The sequence below is a fragment of the Rahnella sp. NRRL B-41462 genome, from assembly GCF_003263525.1.
GTDB classification, from domain to species: Bacteria; Pseudomonadota; Gammaproteobacteria; order Enterobacterales; family Enterobacteriaceae; genus Rahnella; species Rahnella aceris.
The window spans coordinates 12,323-30,976 of sequence record NZ_JYDF01000021.1; the positions used below are offsets into that span (position 1 = coordinate 12,323).

15 protein-coding genes are annotated in these 18,654 nt (G+C 52.7%); 8 read left to right on the forward strand and 7 right to left on the reverse strand.

Going from position 1 to position 18,654, the window contains the following annotated elements:
• Positions 1-21 precede the first annotated feature (21 nt).
• On the forward strand, positions 22-1,233 hold the full coding sequence (locus UC14_RS06355; RefSeq protein ID WP_112152015.1) for a serine hydrolase: 1,212 nt from the start codon (positions 22-24) through the stop codon (positions 1,231-1,233).
• A gap of 1 nt (position 1,234) precedes the next feature.
• On the opposite strand, the gene UC14_RS06360 is transcribed toward UC14_RS06355, so the two are convergent.
• Positions 1,235-2,941 (reverse strand): lysophospholipid acyltransferase family protein, encoded by a 1,707-nt coding sequence (locus tag UC14_RS06360; RefSeq protein WP_037033733.1) that lies wholly within the window; start codon positions 2,939-2,941, stop codon positions 1,235-1,237.
• A gap of 198 nt (positions 2,942-3,139) precedes the next feature.
• Here UC14_RS06360 and UC14_RS06365 point away from each other — a divergent pair, with 198 nt between their 5' ends.
• Positions 3,140-4,366, forward strand: coding sequence for an MFS transporter (locus tag UC14_RS06365; RefSeq protein WP_013573533.1), 1,227 nt, complete (start codon positions 3,140-3,142; stop codon positions 4,364-4,366).
• On the opposite strand, the gene UC14_RS06370 is transcribed toward UC14_RS06365, so the two are convergent.
• The 4 genes from UC14_RS06370 to UC14_RS06380 all read right to left on the reverse strand — a co-directional run bounded on the left by UC14_RS06370 (position 4,363) and on the right by UC14_RS06380 (position 9,286).
• A complete protein-coding gene (locus tag UC14_RS06370) occupies positions 4,363-4,872 on the reverse strand; it encodes a GNAT family N-acetyltransferase (protein ID WP_037033731.1) in 510 nt (169 codons plus the stop codon). The two genes, UC14_RS06365 and UC14_RS06370, sit on opposite strands and share 4 nt — an antisense overlap.
• A gap of 425 nt (positions 4,873-5,297) precedes the next feature.
• On the reverse strand, positions 5,298-5,729 hold the full coding sequence (locus UC14_RS27020; protein WP_232829639.1) for a hypothetical protein: 432 nt from the start codon (positions 5,727-5,729) through the stop codon (positions 5,298-5,300).
• Complete coding sequence (locus UC14_RS06375) at positions 5,693-7,147, reverse strand: hypothetical protein (protein ID WP_232829640.1); 1,455 nt, start codon at positions 7,145-7,147, stop codon at positions 5,693-5,695. The genes UC14_RS27020 and UC14_RS06375 overlap by 37 nt, the downstream gene beginning before the upstream one ends.
• 42 nt (positions 7,148-7,189) lie before the next feature.
• Complete coding sequence (locus UC14_RS06380) at positions 7,190-9,286, reverse strand: hypothetical protein (protein WP_112197402.1); 2,097 nt, start codon at positions 9,284-9,286, stop codon at positions 7,190-7,192.
• Positions 9,287-9,523: 237 nt separating this feature from the next.
• Between UC14_RS06380 and UC14_RS06385 the strand changes: the two genes are divergently transcribed.
• Positions 9,524-10,219 (forward strand): pirin family protein, encoded by a 696-nt coding sequence (locus UC14_RS06385; RefSeq protein WP_013573537.1) that lies wholly within the window; start codon positions 9,524-9,526, stop codon positions 10,217-10,219.
• 64 nt (positions 10,220-10,283) lie between these two features.
• Here UC14_RS06385 and UC14_RS27025 read toward each other — a convergent pair whose 3' ends face one another.
• Together UC14_RS27025 and UC14_RS06390 are read right to left on the reverse strand one after the other, a co-directional pair.
• The gene (locus UC14_RS27025; protein WP_232829641.1) at positions 10,284-11,291 is read right to left on the reverse strand and encodes an autotransporter outer membrane beta-barrel domain-containing protein; all 1,008 of its coding nucleotides are present in this window, start codon (positions 11,289-11,291) and stop codon (positions 10,284-10,286) included.
• Entirely contained in the window at positions 11,216-13,003 is a 1,788-nt protein-coding gene (locus UC14_RS06390) for an autotransporter outer membrane beta-barrel domain-containing protein (protein WP_232829642.1), read from the reverse strand. Before UC14_RS06390 ends, UC14_RS27025 begins: the two co-directional genes overlap by 76 nt.
• A gap of 400 nt (positions 13,004-13,403) precedes the next feature.
• Here UC14_RS06390 and UC14_RS06395 point away from each other — a divergent pair, with 400 nt between their 5' ends.
• The 5 genes from UC14_RS06395 (at position 13,404) to gntR (ending at position 18,520) form a co-directional block, all read left to right on the forward strand.
• Positions 13,404-13,727, forward strand: coding sequence for a PTS sugar transporter subunit IIB (locus UC14_RS06395; protein WP_013573539.1), 324 nt, complete (start codon positions 13,404-13,406; stop codon positions 13,725-13,727).
• Positions 13,724-15,052 (forward strand): PTS cellobiose transporter subunit IIC, encoded by a 1,329-nt coding sequence (locus tag UC14_RS06400; protein WP_013573540.1) that lies wholly within the window; start codon positions 13,724-13,726, stop codon positions 15,050-15,052. The genes UC14_RS06395 and UC14_RS06400 overlap by 4 nt, the downstream gene beginning before the upstream one ends.
• A gap of 53 nt (positions 15,053-15,105) precedes the next feature.
• Entirely contained in the window at positions 15,106-16,488 is a 1,383-nt protein-coding gene (locus UC14_RS06405; RefSeq protein ID WP_112197405.1) for a glycoside hydrolase family 1 protein, read from the forward strand.
• 13 nt (positions 16,489-16,501) lie between these two features.
• Positions 16,502-17,419, forward strand: a complete 918-nt coding sequence (locus UC14_RS06410; RefSeq protein ID WP_013573542.1) for a LacI family DNA-binding transcriptional regulator — start codon at positions 16,502-16,504, stop codon at positions 17,417-17,419.
• 105 nt (positions 17,420-17,524) lie between these two features.
• On the forward strand, positions 17,525-18,520 hold the full coding sequence (gntR, locus tag UC14_RS06415; protein ID WP_014411484.1) for a gluconate operon transcriptional repressor GntR: 996 nt from the start codon (positions 17,525-17,527) through the stop codon (positions 18,518-18,520).
• Positions 18,521-18,654 lie beyond the last annotated feature (134 nt).

The window sequence follows — 18,654 nt, forward strand, 5'->3', positions numbered from 1 at the left end:
CGATTTACCGGTTTAAGCATCATGCTTCCTCTGCTTCTGACGTCATGCGGTACACTTTCTGAAATGCAGGTGGAGGAAAATCCTCATGAAGTGAAGCAGCTTGCCTGTAGCCAAAATCTTGACGACATGGTGGATACCGTCGCGCAGCGATATCTGCACAGAGAAAAATCCAGCGGCATGGCGGTCGGGATCATCAGAAATAACGGCGCGGCCAGAACCTGGGGTTATGGCTATACCAACGCGGTGAACGGCTACAAAATTGATGGCGAAACGCTATTTGCGCTTGGTTCGGTCAGTAAAGGCGTGACGGGAGAAGTGGTGGCGGGGCTGGTCGACAAAGGGCAGCTAAAGTGGGATGACAAACTGGCAGATTTACTGCCAAAAAATATTCCGCTGAGCGAAGACGCTAAAAATATCACTCTGCTGCAACTGGCGACGCATACTTCGGGATTGCCCCGTCAGAAAATGACCAAAGATATGTTGGAAAGTTTTCTCAGGTATTTATATACCGGCGACAACTTCTATCATGAACTGGACAGCGACGCCGTTGTGGATAATCTGTCGTCATTTAAAAAGCCATTATTGCTTGTGCCGCAATATTCTAATTTAGGGTATGCACTGCTCGGTTATATTCTGAAATTGAAAACCGGTGAAGATATCCAGCAATTATCTTATGCCTTTATTTTTAATGCCTTAAAAATGGATAACACCAGTTTTTATGCCAGCCAGTTAAAAGCCTATCCGTATCGTGCGATTGGACATGCGGGAGATCAGCCTAAACTTATCCGCCGTGGCGAGGTCGTTCCCGACTGGCATTTCTCGAATAATATGGTAGCGGCGGCCAGCCTTTACAGTAATGCTGATGACTTGCTGAAATATCTGCGGGCGCATATTGATGATTCACAACCAGGCGATCTCAGTGACGCCATTCAGGTGACGGAAAAAGTCTATTTCCAGCGAAAAATAGAAGCGGCCAATATTGCCTGGGTCACGGATTATAAAGATGGCCAGATTATTACTTACCAGGTCGGTTATATCGGCGGCTATTCCAGTTATATTGGTTTTGATAAGAAGCATAAAAATGCGGTAGTGGTTTTACAGAATACCTTCAACTGGAGCAATTACATTGGTCATGATTTACTGCTGAAAATGGCAATGGCGGATGACTATAAGGCAACCTGCGGGAAAGAGACGTTTTTCTCCTCCCCCGTTAAAGAGGGAGAAGCCCGGTGATCTATTCTGCCTGATGCACTGCAATATACCGCTCAAACTTCGCCGGTTTTAACTGGCTGAGATCCACCAGCACTAACCCGTCGATGCAGTTGTTGAATTCAGGGTCGCTGCCGAAATCAATAAACTGCACACCACCGGTTTCGCAAAGCTCGGAATATTGTTTATACAACGCCGGAATGCTGCACCCGAGATTCGCCAGCAGGCGTTTCAGGCGCTGCAAGTCTTCCTGATAATCATCGCCGCAAAACTGTGCTAACACATCGGGCAGCGAAGCCGGATACGGACGTCGTGATGTCGCCAGCGGTAATGCCGGGGAGAAATACAGGCGGTAAAACGCCACCAGTAAATCACGGGCGGGCAGCGGCATTCCGCCGGAAATCGACACCGGACCAAACAGATAACGGGTCTGCGGATATTTCGCCAGATACGCGCCGATGCCGAGCCACAGATAATCCAGCCCGCGTTTGCCCCAGTAAGCGGGCTGAATAAAGCTGCGCCCGAGTTCGATACCCTGCGCCAGAATCGGGTCCATCTGATGGCCATAGTGGAACAGGCTCTGGCTATAGATCCCGTTCAGCCCTTTGCTGGCGACTTGTTCTGCGGTCGGGATGAACCGGTAAGCACCGACAATTTCCAGCGCCTGCGGATCCCATAAAACCAGGTGATAATAATCATCATCATAGCCGTCGAGATCACGGCGGCGACCACTGCCTTCGCCCACGGCGCGGAACGCGATTTCGCGCAAACGCCCCAGCTCGCGCAAAATCGGCACAGTGTCTTCACCGTGACGACGATAGAGGTAAATCATTTTGCCGTCCGGCGTGTTGCCCAGCACTTCGCTGGCTTCCAGCGCGTGTTTTAGTACCGCACGGTTTTCCGCACGGGCAATCGACGTTTCGGTGTGGAACAAACCCGGCTTGCCAGCGCCGAGGCGGTAAAGGTGTTTACGAAAACGCGCTGCCAGATCGCCCGCCTGCATTTGTCCATCGTGCCAGCTGGTATACGGAATGCGCGCACCGATTTTAAGCGTCAGGCTGTTGCCGCGCTGGCCGAACATTTCATGTACCAGTAAAAGCGTACTGAGCGGGCGGTAAATCATAGAACTGAGATAAAACAGCGCGCTGTTGCTGCCACTGATATGTACCGGCACCACCGGTGCACGGGCTTTGGCGGCGAGGCGGATAAATCCGGTGTGCCATTTTCCGTCGCGCACGCCTTTCGAACTCATGCGGGATACTTCACCTGCGGGGAACACAATCAGCACGCCCTGATTCTCCAGATGTTCCTGCATCTGTGTGACCTGATTGCGCCGCGTGCGGTTGCCCATATTATCCACCGGGATCATCAGGCTGCCGAGCGAAGACACCAGCGACAGCAACTGATTCGCCACCACTTTGACATCCGGACGTACCGACGCCACCGCATGTAATATCGCCAGTCCGTCCAGCGTGCCAATCGGATGATTCGCTACGATAACTACCGGGCCGTAGCTCGGGATCTGCTCCCGGTCGCGCTCGGTCAGTTCACAGCGGATATTAAAATGTTCAAGTACCTGCTCGGCCATATCAATGCCTTTCAGGTGCGGATACTGATCGGCGAAACGGTGAAACTCTTTTTCGCGGAACAGGATTTTTAACAGTTTGCGTTGCCAGGAAGGGGTTTTCTGCTGCGGGTCGAGATCCTGAAACAGGGTATCCATGCTGAACATAGGATGTCCTCCGGTTGAAGTCTCCCGACCATAATCAGCGCGCATGACAGTGATGTGTCACTTTGATGGCAGTACGGGGAAGCCTGAGTAAAACAACGGTTCAATTTGTTGCGAAAGCAAGCCATTGCTAATAAAGTCAAACACTCATTTACGGCTTCGTAACATGCCAGAACCCTTTTTTGTGAGACGCGACTTTCCATGCCTGACGCTGCTTCGCCCGACCTGACTGCCACCAGTCCGTCAAAGACCACGCTGCGAATTCTCTCGATTCTGGTGTTCAATTTTGCCAACTATCTGACCATCGGCCTGCCACTGGCGATCCTGCCGGGTTATGTACATGAGCATCTCGGCTACAGTGCTTTCTGGGCGGGACTGGTCATCAGCCTGCAATATTTCGCGACGCTGCTGAGCCGCCCTTATGCCGGGCGTTATGCGGATAAAGTCGGGCCAAAAAGGGTGGTGATATTCGGGCTGAGCGGCTGCCTGCTCAGCGGCGTGTTCTATCTGCTGGCACTGGGATTTGACGCCACACCGGCGGTCAGTCTGGCGTTGTTATGTCTCGGGCGCGTGATGCTTGGTGCCGGGCAAAGTTTTGCCGGAACCGGTTCGACGCTGTGGGGCATCAGCGTGGTCGGCTCCCTGCATATCGGCAAAGTGATTTCATGGAGCGGGGTGGTCACTTACGGTGCGATGGCGATCGGTGCGCCACTCGGTGTGCTGATTTTCAGTTTCGGCGGCCTGACGCTGTTGTCGGTGTGCATCATTTTGGTGGCGCTGACGGCGCTCATCACCGCGTGGCGCAAGCCGCCGGTGGTCACAAAAGCCCCGGCGCAAATCCCGTTCCGCCAGGTGCTGGGGAAAATATTGCCTTACGGCATGATGCTGGCGCTGGCGTCCACCGGTTTTGGGGTGATTGCCACCTTCATCACCCTGTTTTATGCCGCGAAAGGCTGGCCGGGCGCGGCATTTTCCCTGACATTCTTCAGTGTGGCCTTTGTCGGCATGCGGCTGTTATTGCCCAACAGCATCAACCGTTTTGGCGGATTGCGTGTGGCGCTGGCCTGTTTTGTGGTGGAGATTGCCGGGCTGATTATGGTGTTTTTCGCCCCGACGGCGTGGGCAGCAATGGCCGGTGCTTTCATTACCGGTGTGGGTTTCTCGCTGGTCTATCCGGCGCTGGGCGTGGTGGCAGTCAAAAAGTTGCCGCAGGAAAATCAGGGCAGCGCGCTGGCGACCTATTCGGCATTCCTTGATTTATCTCTGGGGATTACCGGCCCGCTGGCCGGTGTGCTGATGGCGCAGGCTGGCATTGATGCGATTTATCTTGGCTCGGCGCTGCTGGTGCTGATGGCGCTGGCGCTGGTCGTCCGGTTGCTGTTACGTCAGCCTCCGGCTGAAACCAGCGCCTCCGTCAGTGCTGATTAAACCGGTTGCCGTACGCCACGGATGCGCCCCATATGCAGCGTATCCACCAGTTCGCCGTCGCGCATTGCGTAGCTCGGGCTGAGGCCTTCAACGCTGAAACCGAACTTTTTGTACAGCCCGATTGCGGCATCATTATCGGCATAAACCGTCAGCTCGACGCGGATCACGTGCAACCATTTGTCACACAACTCAAGGGCAGCAGCGATCAGCTGACTGCCGACACCTCTTCCCTGAAATTGCGTATCCACACCAATACCGAAAGTCGCCACATGGCGGCGTCGCCACGGCTGCTCAACCATCAGGGTGAGATTGCCCACCAGTTTGCCGTCGATACACGCAACCAGCGCGAACCGGCCGGGTGCGGCATTGGCAAGGCGATCTTCCCATAGCGTGGCGGGTGGATAAGGGAGTTGCAGGGTGTCGCTGTAAACAGGAACCTGAGCGTATAGGTGTTGAAGCGCCTCTGCATCTGCGGCTTCAGCGTGACGAATGACTATTTCGCTCATGGCGACACTCCTCTTTTTGTGGTTACTGTTTGAATATCCTCTACATTTATCAGGAATAGGAAAACTGTCAATCGAATGTTTGGTGAAAAAAACGCTTTACAAGTGCGAATGATAATGATTATTATTGCCATGCGTTCCGGGGATGGCCTCACACCAAGGTCAAACGGGTCCCCATGAATGCACGACATTGCTCACATTGCTTCCAGTATTACTTAGCCAGCCGGGTGCTGGCTTTTTTTTCTTCATATTTTGAGCTGTGGATGCGTTGGCTGCGCTCGCTCACCCCGGTCACATACTTGTGTATGCTCCCGGGGATTCGCTTGCTGGCCGCCTGCCCACAACTCAAACTATTTCGAAAAACTCCTTTATATCTTCTCCACAACTCAAACTATTTCTAAAAACACGTTAATTAGAAGAATCCCGCGTCAGGCAAGAATCATATTCTGCTGCCATATCACCCGATCTCCGGCGGGTGGTTGGGCGATGACGGTGCTGCCGGATAAACGGTTATTAAGGAACATCAGTGAGCTGGCGGGTTGTGCGGCGACGTCGGTGAAGTCGAACGTCGCCTGCGTCAGGGTTGAGGAAAGAATATCGATTTGCTTTGGCGCAGTGCCGGAAAGCGTGAAGCCGACCTGATTAAACTGCGATGCCTGAACCGACAGTGTGGAGGATTTCAGCGTGAGCGGTGCAAATTCGGTGGTGGCATTAAACGTACAGCGGACAAAATTCACCGGCGCCGTGCTGTCAAATGAATGCCCGTTGATGTCATTAAATACCGTATCGGTAAAGGTGATGGCGGCAGTGACGTTGCTTTGTACTACCGGCGCGCGTCCTCCTGCAGGGAAAACTGACACTGACGAATAACGTTCGGGCGCGCAGCGCGTTGCGATGCCTGGCTGATAATCAGGGTGCGGTCAGCGGTACAGCCGGTCATCTGCAAACCGTCGGCATTCACCCACAACATCCCGGACTGCGGGATAGTCTCGTTGGTGATCACCACCAGATCTTCCAGCGTCAGTTCACTCACGCCGGAGCGGGCGACAAACCACGGACAGACGTGCTTACGTACATTGATACGTTTGGCGCTGCCTCCCCAGGTGGCACCGGAATTGGCAAAGGTCATCAGGCCGGAATTGCCGGTATAGGTGAGATCATGTTCGTACTGACCGTGAGTCACGAACGGGCCTTTTTCCGCGCTCTGTCCGCTGGCGTGACAATTCTCGACCAGGCAATATGCCGACGCCGTGAAATCATTTAAATGCCGCGCGTTCGCCACGCTGCAATCACTGACATGTCCATACAGACAATAGATTTGCTGTGTCAGATATCCGGCACCGCCAAAGGCGGTGTTCGGCGGATTAATGAGAGAGCACTGCTGCGTCAGATAATGGGTATTCCAGCGTCGCATCACCACCGGCCAGAAAGAACCTGTCGAATGGATCCCCTCGACATTGGCATATACCGCGTATTCAAACGCCACCGGATGGCTGCCGCTGATCTGATCAGCCCCCGCCCCGAAGAACTGCATATTTTTGATGGTGACGAATGCGACCGGTTCGACTTTCTGCCAGCTGATCACCCTGCCAGCCAGCAGTTCCCAGCCGTTGTAATAGCCAATCTGAATATGCGTGCTGTCAGGAGTCGCGATGATTTCCACCAGCTTTTGCAGCTCGCGTTCCGCCGCGCCTTTCACCGGTGCAACCTGCACTGCATACCAGTCGCCCACGCTGAACAGTGACGAATCCGCGACCGGGAAAATATCCGTTTGCTCCTGCAACGTTTCAGTCAGCGTGAAGGAGACGGGGGTGCCGGTCACCGTGCCCCGGAAGAACAGTACGGCGGCAAACGGGTCATTGACCGGTGCGCTGGCAATGCCGGTGGTGAAAACCCGGTTGTTCTGGAAATCCAGGGTGATGTCAGAACGTGTGAAATGATGGCGGCGCTGAAAGAGCAAATCTGAAAAAGCGAAGATCTGGCTGATGGCCGGGTCATTGACTAATGCATCCAGCGCATCGTCGGCGGGTTGATCAGCATTGAGAATACCGAAAGTGCGGAAATCGCCCACGCCCTGATGGATAAGCAGCCAGCGTCCGGTGTCCGAGTGGTCAGAAGGGATGACTGTGCCGTTATTGGCGGGCAGAACGCAGTTTTTGTCCCAGTGATAATGACCGCCGCCGCCGTCACCGGCCTGAAAATAACCATTAACGAAGACATTATGATCCAGACGTATTTTATGATTCTTCAGCGCGGATACAGAATTGAACGTTTTCATGGTGAATCCTTTTAAGGCTCAGAGGTGAGCCACTTTATTTTGTTATATCTCCGTATTTTCAACCACAATATGCGGCCCTGTACTGGCTGGCACAACGGATCGGGTATTTATCATGATATTGTTCTGTTCAATAAAATAAGACGGACGGGAAAATGCCTTATCTGTGAATAACCGCTTACCGTGCGTGAATGTCACGTGATGCGCCTGATAATGATTAATACCGGTGGTAATGTGAATATGAAGCTGATCGTCACCGGTCACTTCAGTTTGCATTGGGCCTAATCGCCAGGTCACAGGATGTTCGCCGGTCCGTGAAAGTAAAGGCCGGGAGGCCTGATCGCTGGACAGTGTGGAATCACCATTAATAACGATTTTCTGAGGTTCATCCGCCGTTAATATAAGGGACACATTTTCAAGACGGCAGGCGTTAAAGTTAACTTCTTTATTTTTAATTAACAGCGAAACATCTTTGTCCGTTCCTTTAAACTGGCAATGGGAAAAATACAGCAGCGAACGGCCATTAATGGAATTCCGGGCTTCGGCCGCCGGATGGGAAACAATAAACGGGTCATCCGGCGCCAGGTTACTGATAGTGGAATCATGGCGAGGATCCAGTACGAACCCGCAGTTTTCGAATACGTTCATTTTGATACTGCGCTGACTGTTTTGCAGTAATGTCAGTTCTCCGCTGAGGCTGCAGTTTTGCACCGTCAGTCCGTCGCAATTCAGGCGCAATATGCCGAGATTATCCTGTTCCACACTCCGGTAAATGTGCACATCCGTTAAGGTCAGATCAGTAACGTGCGTGTCGGCTGTCAGCATAGAACAATGGTGCTGGTTGATGACAATACGTGCCGCCGACTGTCCCCAGGGTTTGCCGGAATTGGCCAGTGTCAGGATACCGGAGTTGGCCGTAAAATGCAGATCATGTTCATACTGACCGTGCGTGACGAAAGCACCGGAACTGTCACCGTTGCTGTGACAGTGCTTTACCACGCAGGAAGAGCTGGCGGTGAAATCGTTAAGATGCCGGGCATTGGATGCCGTACAGTCCGTAATCACGCCATACTGACAGTAAATTTGCTGAGTCAGATAGCCTGCGCCGCCCCAGGAAACCGAAGGTGGATTAGTCAGCGAGCATTGTTCGGTGCGAAAGAAGGTATTCCAGCGACGGAAAATGACTGACCAGAATGTCCCCTGAGCATGAACATTCAGAACATCGCAATAAATGGCATATTCGAAGGCGACCGGCTGGGAACTGCTATTAGCCAACTGCCCCTCTGCGACATATTGCATGTTCTGAATACAGACATTTTCAACCGGCGTGACTTTGCGCCAGTGCAGTTGGCTTTGGGCGTCCAGCGCCCAGCCGCTTCTGTAATTGAGCCGGATATGCGTTTCATCAATGCATTCTGTCACCTGCACCAGTCGTTGTATTTTGCGTTCCCAGTGGCCGGAGACTTTGTCCGATTCCAGGCAATACCACTGGCCGACAGGATATAAGCTGCTGTCATCAACCGGATAGATTTCTGACAATAAAGGCAAAGGATCCCTGAGAAGGGATATTGATGTTTTTTCTTCTGCTATTCCCCTGAAAAAGAAAATAGCGGAGAGGTAATTATTTTTGGCATCTGCCAGGGTTTCCAGTCCTGTCGCGGTCACTGTCTGGCCATTAAAATCGAGGGTGATATTCGAACGGTTAAAGCGATGGCGCGACATGAAATTCAGCGAGGTATGTGCTTCAATCCGGTGAATAAGCGGATCACTGATCATCGCCTTCAGTGCCGCATCTGCAGCATTTTGTCGGTTAACTATACCAAACTGACGAAAATCCATGACGCCGTTATGTAATTGCAACCAGCGGCCTTTAGCGGATTTTAACGAGGAAATAACGGTGCCCTGATTGGCCTCTTTCTCACTGTTCGCATCCCAGTAAACCAGTTTTGGCGCACCATCTCCGGCAAAGTAATATCCCAAAACCATCGCGCAGGTCCGGTCAGCAGGCGCAGGGAGGTTTCTTAACGCCATAATGTTGCTCGCGCTAATCATTTTATCCGGATTAATTTCAACGGCTTTAAATAATCCCGCCGACACTACACCACCGGTTATTCCCGCGATCAACTCGCGGCGGTTAATCATGATAATTTCCGGAAACAGATGTCACATTAATTTACCTTAAGGAGTTTCTTCTTTGAGTATTGTACCGATGGGTAATTAAGCAACCTGTACAAGAACAATTTACCTCAACCTTCCTCAAATCCTTTGGATTGAGTCACCTGCATTTGTTCATATTTTTTGAACAGAGGGGTGAAGTTTTTACGCTTTCTTATTCTCAGGCGTTGACTAGACTAGAGAAAACATTGAGGAGAGTTGAACATGATCTATTTACGTCAGGCACAAGAACGCGGTCACGCCAGTCACGGCTGGCTGGAAAGCTGGCACACCTTCTCTTTCGCCGATTATTACGATGCACAATTCATGGGATTCTCCGCACTGCGGGTGATCAATGAAGACTTTATCGATGAAGGACAGGGTTTTGGTAAGCATCCGCATAAAGACATGGAAATTCTGACCTATGTGCTGGAAGGCACCGTGGAACATCAGGACAGCATGGGCAATAAAGAACAGATCCAGGCGGGGGAATTCCAGATTATGAGCGCCGGGACCGGGGTGACACACTCTGAATACAACGGTAACAGCGACCGTAAACTGCACCTTTATCAGATCTGGATTATCCCGAATCAAAAAGGGCTGGAACCGCGTTACGAACAGCGTATGTTCGATGCGCCGCAGGGGCGCCAGTTAGTGCTTTCACCGGATGCCCGCGACGGTTCGCTGAAAGTGTTCCAGGATATGGAGTTGTCCCGCTGGGCGCTGAAAAAAGATGAACAGTCGGTTTATCAGATTCAGGCTGACCGCCGCGTGTGGATCCAGGTGGTAAAAGGCACCGTGTCCATCAACGGTAAGAAAGCCGGGCAGAGTGATGCGCTGGCGATCTGGGATGAAACGGCATTGTCCGTTCACGCAGAGGAAGACAGCGAAATTCTGCTGTTTGACCTGCCGCCAGTCTGATCATGGTGAAGTCAAAAGCAAAAGGCGGTGCTCCGGCATCGCCTTTTTTTGCATCATTCATTCGTCATTTGAAGCTGACATTAATACCGATATTGCCCCGGTAACCTTCCTGTTTTCCGTCAAAGCCACGCTGATAATTCACGCTGGTGTAAAACGATGCATTTTTACTCAATGGCGCCGTGATCCCGCCACCTGCTTTCCAGGCGCTTTGCGAGAAATCAGGCGAAATCTCAGTGCTGCCGATGGTGACGGCGGGCGCATCGCTGAGCGTCGATACTGCGTCGATATTCAGGTATGGCGTAATGTTGGGCTGATCTACCTGAGGCTGATGAGAAAGCCGCAAACCGCCGCGTGCCTGTACGCTGTTGTCGGCGGTTTTCGCTACCGCGGCAATACCGTCATTGAACCCTCTCATATGCAGATACTGATAAATCACCTGCGCCTGGGGTTCGAGCCTCCAGCTTTGGGTTATTGCAAAGGGAATGCCGCTTTCCGCTGAAAGCGCCACGCCGTAGCCGTCCTGTTTAGCTTCCGTTTCACTCTGGAATTCGGTGTGGTAATCGGTGACTTGCCCGACGAAATCCAGATACGCGCCGCTGTCGGTCTTCACGGTGTAATAGCCGCCAATGCCGTAAGCATCGGTAGACACATCTCCGGTATCGGTGGATTCACCGACCAGCCCGCGGGCGCTGTCCGAGCTGCTGGTTTTCTGATCCCCCAGCGAAATCATCACCCCGGCATGCACATTATTCCCGCGCGGTGTCTCATCCTGATACAAATCCTTGCCGATCTGGATATAACGAATGTCGCTGTCAAAACTGAAGCGACCTACATCATAATTATCATGCGATCCGCCGACGCGTGCCCATGTGCCATCCTGAGCACGTTTGACGCTATCGCCGGTACGTTCGTGATAAGACCCCATTGAGCTAAAGCCGTACTGCCGGTTAAGGAAGGGCGCGGCAATGTAACCCACGACATCCGTCCGGTAGGCGATCACCGGTTTAGGTGTGGGTGCAGGTTGCGGTGTGGGCTCCGGTGTCGGGTTAGGGGTCGGGTCAGGATCAGGCACTGGTTCCGGCGGCGCACCGGCTCGAGCCAGGTGCGCAGATACCAGTCTTTTGGCGACGTACTGCCGCCTTTATAGAGATAATAATCGTATGCCCCCGCACTGACTTTTCTCAGCAATTTCAGCGACGATGTGTCATCGCCATCCACCTGCACCAGACGGATCCCGTCGCCTGTCGTCAGCGCACCATTGCCCCCGGCATTGCGCACCAGCACCCCAAAATTGCCGCTGGCGTTACCCTGAACATGCAGTAAATCGGTGGGGGAATTATCGCTGCCCAGTTGCGTGTTGAAATTCAGGGCACCGTTGCCGGAAAGCGTGCTGGCGGTAAGTGTGTGGAATGCCCCCTGCTGCGGTTGGGTGAAGTTCATCAGGCTGTTATCGAGCGACAAATCCCCGAGCACGGAATCGCCAGTCAGATTCCACACCGACTGATTATTCAGCGCCAGTGAATTGAGGTTTTGCACCGAGCCGGTCAGCACGGAGGCATCCAGTGTGACATCGGTTTTCGCCGTCGTCGCATTGATAATATTGCCGATAATCTGGCTTTTGCCGCTGACATTCACCGTACTGATGCCGTTATCGGCAAAGGTCATGGCCGCGTTAATACCGACAATGCGAGCGGCGTTTTCGATGATCACTTGCGCATTACCGTTGTAAATCTTGCTGATGCCGATATTGCCGCTGTTTATGGTCGCGTTATCAATGCGAACGTTTTGCCACTGATCGTCTGTCATGGGGGCGCCGCTCAGTGACAGGCCGACGGAGGCATTGCCCGGTGTGGAAATAAGCAGTTCATTTTCCAGAATCAGGTTGTTAGCGCCGAGGAATGTTATGCCGTTAGTGGACGTCGCCTTCGTGGTAATGGATCCGCCGTTGATCCGTACATTGCTGTCGTTTTCCAGCATCACGCCGTTGCCATATTGCCCGGAGGTGTGGATGTCGACATTCTTCATTTGTAAATTACCGAATGACAATATCACGGCATTGCTCTGATCTTTCTCTGTGATGATGGTTCCGCGATCATAAGTGACATTTGAGAAGCGGTCAGCGGACCCGTCGATACTTATCCCCTGACGAACCTGAGATAAAATTGACGTATTCAGTAATGTGGCATCGGCATTGTTGATGGCTATTGCCGAACTGCTGGACATTCCCGAAAGATGATTAACAGTCAGCCCGGTGGCATTCAGCGTAGCGCCATTATTCACCTCAACGGCATTATCCGCATTATTGGCGTTAATTGTGGTATTAATCATATTCGCGGTGGCGTTATTATTAATCACCACTGCCGCACTGTTAGAATTAAGGGGCGCGTCGTTGATATTTAAAACACTGCCTGCATCTTGTATCGTCACCACATGGGAAATTTCCCCGGATTGACTGTTGTGATTAATCACGGAATCTTTCCCGATATTAATGACACCGCCATTTTGCGCGACAAGCGAGGAGCCAAGCTGGCTGCCGGAAGCGTTGAACGTGTTAGCCAGGAACGTCAGTTCTGCGCCGTTATTGACCATAATGCCATATTTTATCAACGGGTTATCGGCGACAATATTTTCGTTATCCTTGGTGGATAAGGTCAGCTTTTGATTGTTCATCAGCAGCAGTGGCAGGGTGTAATTTGCCGCACTGGCGCTCATGACGGCAATATTGGGCAGGCAACACGCCAGCAGAATACATCGTGTAATTTTACAGGTGTTAAACGCCGGCATCAGGCATTCCTTAAAGATAATAAGCGGTGAATGCCGGACAATGTATTGATTAATTTCCCACCGACAAAATCATTCCATATCAATTTTTAACATCACATAGTGCGTGATATTAATCAGGTCTTATTTTGATTTTTGACGGTTTTAAATATCCTGCTGTTGAGTAATTTAATCCCTCCGTGATAATTGTTATCTGGTTTTTCCTGTAGCGTGAGTTTCTTACTGCGCGAATGAAAAATGCGCAAAATGTGAAACGTTTCACATTGCCGGACAATCACCGTGAAATTTTATGAACAGGTTCGCACATTTTCCCTGAAACCATGGAAACCGGTTTCCATAAAGCCTCAAATACCCTCAACAGGCTAAAAAGAGCAGAACATTAATCATCTCGGAGTGAAGCAAAATGAAAAGAATCATGCTTTGTTGTTCGGCGGGGATGTCGACCAGTTTGTTGGTGCGCAAGATGAAAGAAGTGGCGGCGGAACGCGGAGAAGAGGTGCAGATTGATGCATTCGGTGCCAGCGAGTTTGATGAAAAATTCCGTGATTATCAGGTGGTACTGCTCGGACCTCAGGTGCGTTACATGCAGGCTGATTTATCTGCCAGAGCGGCAGAATTCAACATTCCGGTCGAAACCATCAACATGATGGATTACGGCATGCAGCGCGGTGACAACGTGCTCGACTTCGCTTATGGCCTGATCGCACAGGAAGGAAGCCGCGTATGAGTGGCCTTTATCAGGCGATGGTTAACGTCATCGAAAAACACATCACGCCCCTGGCGGGCAGCGTTGGCCAGCAGCGGCATGTGATCGCCATCCGCGACGGCTTTATCGCTGCGCTGCCTTTTATGATTATCGGTTCGTTCATGCTGGTCTTTATTTTCCCGCCATTCTCGCCGGATACCACCATGGGATTTGCGCGCGGGTGGCTGGATCTGTCGCTGAAATACCGCGAGCAGCTGATGTTGCCGTGGTATCTGAGCATGGGCGTGATGACGTTTTTTATTTCGGTAGGCATTGGCGCAAGCCTCGGCAAACACTACAAGCTTGATCCGATCATGACCGGTTTACTGGCGTTTATGGCGTTTCTGCTGGTGGCTGCGCCGTATCATGACAAACAAATCTCGACGCAGTATTTCTCCGGCGAAGGCATTTTCACCGCGATCCTGACGGCGATTTATGCCGCCGAAGTGTATGCGCTGCTCAAACGCCGCAATATCACCATCCGCCTGCCGAAAGAAGTGCCGACCGGCGTGGCGCGCTCGTTTGAAATTCTGATCCCTGTGGTGGCGATTGTCGCCACGCTGCACCCGCTGAACCTGTTTATTCAGTCCACCACCGGCATGATAATTCCTGAAGCCATCATGCATTTGCTGGCACCGCTGGTTTCTGCGTCGGATTCCCTGCCAGCGATTTTGATTTCAGTGTTTATCTGTCAGGTACTGTGGTTTGCGGGGATTCATGGCGCGCTGATTGTCACCGGCATCATGAACCCGTTCTGGATGACCAATCTGGCACTCAACCAGACGGCGTTGCAGGCCGGTGCGCCATTGCCACACATTTATCTGCAAGGATTCTGGGATCACTATCTGTTAATTGGCGGCGTGGGGTCGACCTTACCGCTGGCGATTTTGTTGCTGTGCAGCAAGGCCGTGCACCTGCGCACCATTGGCCGGATGGGGGTGGTGCCGAGCTTCTTTAACATCAATGAACCGATCCTGTTTGGCACGCCAATTATCATGAATCCGGTATTCTTCCTGCCGTTTACGCTGGTGCCGATGCTGAACGCTATTTTTGCTTACACCGCCACCAAACTCGGCTGGGTCGCGCAGGTGGTCTCGCTCACACCCTGGACAACGCCTGCGCCAATCGGTGCGTCATGGGCCGCAAACTGGGCATTCAGCCCGGTAATTATGTGCCTGTTCTGTATGGTGTTATCAGCCGTTATGTACTATCCGTTCCTGAAAGCCTATGAACGTACGTTGCTGAAACAGGAAGCGGAAAAAGCCCTGGCACAGACGGCGGGCAATGCCGTGCCGGCAAACAGCTAAACAGTCAAATAATTCAGTTAAAAACGTAAAGCTAACGGACAGCGAGGATGACGATGAAATACGCATTTCCAAAAGAATTCTGGTGGGGCAGTGCCAGTTCAGCGCCGCAGACGGAAGGTGAAACCCTGAGCCACGGAAAAAGCGCGACGGTGTGGGATCACTGGTATTCACAACAGCCGACGCGCTTTCACAATGACGTCGGTCCGCAGGATACCTCGACGTTTTACAAAAACTGGCGCGAAGATATCGCGCTGCTGAAACAGCTCAATCACAACACCTTCCGCACCTCGATTTCCTGGGCGCGTTTGATCCCCAACGGGCGTGGTGAAGTGAATCAGGAAGCGGTCACGTTTTATAACCAGGTGATCGACGAAATGCTGGCGCAGGGCGTACAGCCGTTTATCAATCTGTTCCACTTTGATATGCCGATGGCGATGCAGGAAATCGGCGGCTGGGAAAACCGCGACGTCGTGCAGGCTTACGCAAAATACGCCGATACCTGTTTCGAGCTGTTCGGTGACCGCGTGAAGCATTGGTTTACGTTCAACGAACCGGTGGTGCCGGTGGAAGGCGGCTATTTGTATGATTTCCATTACCCGAACGTGGTGGATTTCAAACGGGCTGCCACCGTGGCGTATCACACTATGCTGGCCCATTCGCTGGCGGTGAAGGCCTATCGCGCCCGCAATTCTGGCGGTGAAATCGGCATTATTCTTAACCTTACGCCGTCTTATCCGCGGTCACAGAATCCGGCTGACCTGAAAGCCGCTAACATTGCGGACCTGATGTTTAACCGCAGCTTCCTCGATCCGGCGCTGCGCGGTGAATATCCGCAGGAACTGGTGGAATTGCTGAACAAATACGATCAGCTTCCGGCCTGCCAGCAGGGCGATAAAGCACTGCTGCAACAGGGTGTGGTGGATTTACTCGGCATCAACTATTACCAGCCGCGCCGTATTCAGTGCCGCGACAGTATGGTTAATCCGGAAAGTCCGTTTATGCCGGAATGGTTCTTCGATAACTATGTCATGCCGGGACGTAAAATGAACCCGCACCGTGGCTGGGAAATCTACGAGCAGGGCATTTACGATATTCTGACCAATCTGCGTGAAAACTACGGTAATCCGCGCTGTTTCATTTCCGAAAACGGCATGGGTGTGGAAAATGAACTGCGCTTTGAACAGGCGGGGCGGATTGATGATGATTACCGCATCGAGTTTGTCAGCGGGCACCTGAAATGGCTGCACCGCGCCTTGCAGGAAGGCAGTGGTTGCCTGGGTTATCACATGTGGACATTTATTGATTGCTGGTCATGGATGAATGCCTATAAAAACCGGTATGGTTTCATCCAGCTGGATCTGGAAACGCAGAAGCGTACGGTGAAGAAAAGCGGCGAATGGTTCGCGGCGGTGTCTAAAAATAACGGTTTCGATTAACACAAGGAAAGACATGGCAAACATTAACGACGTTTCGCGGCTGGCGAAGGTGTCGAAAGCGACGGTGTCCCGTGTCCTGAGTGGCAGCCGCGGTGTCAAAGAAGAAAGCCGCCTGGCTGTGATGCAGGCGGTGGAAACACTGCAATATAAACCGAGCGTGATTGCGCAGTCGCTGTCCACGCAGTCTACCGGTTGTATCGGCGTGATTTGTGCGACCGAAAACATCAATCAGTCCACCGGTTATCTCCACGCGCTGGAAAAAGAGTTGCGGCTGAATCAGAAGTATCTGCTGCTGCGCTTTGCCACCGACGCAGCGAGCCTGACGCATTCCGTAGCTGAAATTGGCCGCGGTCTGTGCGATGCGATGATTGTGATCGGTGCGCGTTTTCCGCTGCCGGCATTGCCGGAAAACGTGATCACCATTGATTGTCTGGATGCGGATTCAGCACGCAGCATTCATTTTGACCGCAGCTTTGCCGCCGAAACTGCCTGTCAGTATGTGCTCAAACAAGGGCGCCGGCAGATTGCCCTGATCAACGCGGAAAACAGCGAAACCGCCGGACAAATCTTGCAAGGATATCATCTGGCACTGGAGAAATTCCTGCTGCCTTACGACCGGCGGCTGGAGCACAGCGGCGCAGATGCGCTGACGAAACTGCTGGCACAGAACGTGCCGTTCAATGCGCTGCTGGTGCCGGACGATGCCACCGCGCAGGATGCACTCCGTCAGCTCGCCCTGCACGGGCGCGCCGTGCCTGAAAATGTGATGGTGTTCAGTCTCGACAGTACGCTGCCACCGGGCGTTTCTGCTGTTCCGGCGATTGCCTATCCGCTGGAAACCCTGGCACAACGCGCGATGGCGCTGCTGACCGGCCAGCTCTCAGCGAACCTCAGCGCACCGGTTCGCGGGCAGCTTTCCCTGCCTTCCTGATAAACCTCTCATGTCGCGCAGCAACGGATATCCGCCTGCGCGATTGTTTGCTAACATCACGCTCTGATCCCTTAACCTTTTCAGCGGCCCATCTCTTTGATGAATATGAAGAAAAAAAGACCCGTACTCCAGGATGTTGCCGACAAGGTGGGCGTCACCAAAATGACGGTCAGCCGTTATTTGCGTAACCCTGAACAGGTTTCCGGCGCGTTGCAGGAAAAAATCTCTGCGGCGCTCGACGAGCTGGGCTACATCCCCAACCGCGCACCGGATATTCTCTCTAACGCTAAAAGCCGCGCCATCGGTGTGCTGCTGCCGTCGCTGACCAACCAGGTGTTTGCGGAAGTGCTGCGCGGCATCGAAAGCGTGACTGATATCCACGGTTATCAGACCATGTTGGCGCACTACGGCTACAGCCAGGAGCGCGAAGAACAGCGTCTGACTTCACTGCTTTCCTACAATATCGACGGACTGATTTTGTCCGAACGCCATCACACCGCGCGTACGCTGAAGATGATTGAAGTGGCCGGTATTCCGGTGGTGGAGATGATGGACTGTGTATCGCCGTGTGTGGATCTGGCGGTCGGCTTCAACAACTTCGAAGCCGCGCGGCAGATGACGCAACAAATTATCGCGCGCGGCCATCGTCATGTGGTGTATTTCGGCGCTCGTCAGGATGAGCGAACCATTATCAAACAGCAGGGTTACGAACAGGCGATGCGTGAATCCGGTCTGGAGCCTTACAGTGTGATGACCAGCCGTTCTTCCAGTTACAGTGGCGGCGCGGAATTACTGCGTCAGGCGCAAAAAGACTGGCCACAAATCGACAGTATTTTCTGTACCAACGATGACCTCGCGGCGGGCGCATTTTTTGAATGTCAGCGCCAGGGGCTGAAAATCCCTTCACAAATGGCGATTGCCGGTTTTCATGGGCACAACATGGGGCAGGCGATGGAGCCACCACTCGCCAGCGTGCTGACACCGCGCGAAAGAATGGGGCAAATCTCCGCCGAACGTCTGCTGGCGAGACTTCGCGGCGAAGAAGTGGTGCCGAGAATGGTGGATGTCGGGTTTACGATATCTGCGGGTGGAAGTATCTGATTTGTTGAGCCTGGTTTACTTGCCACTTTGAATCCGGGTGGTGCTCGTCCTCCTCACGTACTACGTGTACGCTCCGGGGCCTGTGCTCCACCCGAATCCAAATTGGCTGCGCCACCGACGGCTCACCTGTGGCT

What these genes read in the sequence shown, in the direction of transcription:
- UC14_RS06355 (WP_112152015.1), top strand. Translation starts at nt 22, where the DNA reads ATGCTTCCTCTGCTTCTGACGTCATGCGGTACACTTTCTGAAATGCAG.
- UC14_RS06360 (WP_037033733.1), bottom strand. Translation starts at nt 2,941, where the DNA reads ATGTTCAGCATGGATACCCTGTTTCAGGATCTCGACCCGCAGCAGAAA.
- UC14_RS06365 (WP_013573533.1), top strand. Translation starts at nt 3,140, where the DNA reads ATGCCTGACGCTGCTTCGCCCGACCTGACTGCCACCAGTCCGTCAAAG.
- UC14_RS06370 (WP_037033731.1), bottom strand. Translation starts at nt 4,872, where the DNA reads ATGAGCGAAATAGTCATTCGTCACGCTGAAGCCGCAGATGCAGAGGCG.
- UC14_RS06375 (WP_232829640.1), bottom strand. Translation starts at nt 7,147, where the DNA reads ATGAAAACGTTCAATTCTGTATCCGCGCTGAAGAATCATAAAATACGT.
- UC14_RS06380 (WP_112197402.1), bottom strand. Translation starts at nt 9,286, where the DNA reads ATGATTAACCGCCGCGAGTTGATCGCGGGAATAACCGGTGGTGTAGTG.
- UC14_RS06385 (WP_013573537.1), top strand. Translation starts at nt 9,524, where the DNA reads ATGATCTATTTACGTCAGGCACAAGAACGCGGTCACGCCAGTCACGGC.
- UC14_RS06390 (WP_232829642.1), bottom strand. Translation starts at nt 13,003, where the DNA reads ATGCCGGCGTTTAACACCTGTAAAATTACACGATGTATTCTGCTGGCG.
- UC14_RS06395 (WP_013573539.1), top strand. Translation starts at nt 13,404, where the DNA reads ATGAAAAGAATCATGCTTTGTTGTTCGGCGGGGATGTCGACCAGTTTG.
- UC14_RS06400 (WP_013573540.1), top strand. Translation starts at nt 13,724, where the DNA reads ATGAGTGGCCTTTATCAGGCGATGGTTAACGTCATCGAAAAACACATC.
- UC14_RS06405 (WP_112197405.1), top strand. Translation starts at nt 15,106, where the DNA reads ATGAAATACGCATTTCCAAAAGAATTCTGGTGGGGCAGTGCCAGTTCA.
- UC14_RS06410 (WP_013573542.1), top strand. Translation starts at nt 16,502, where the DNA reads ATGGCAAACATTAACGACGTTTCGCGGCTGGCGAAGGTGTCGAAAGCG.
- gntR (WP_014411484.1), top strand. Translation starts at nt 17,525, where the DNA reads ATGAAGAAAAAAAGACCCGTACTCCAGGATGTTGCCGACAAGGTGGGC.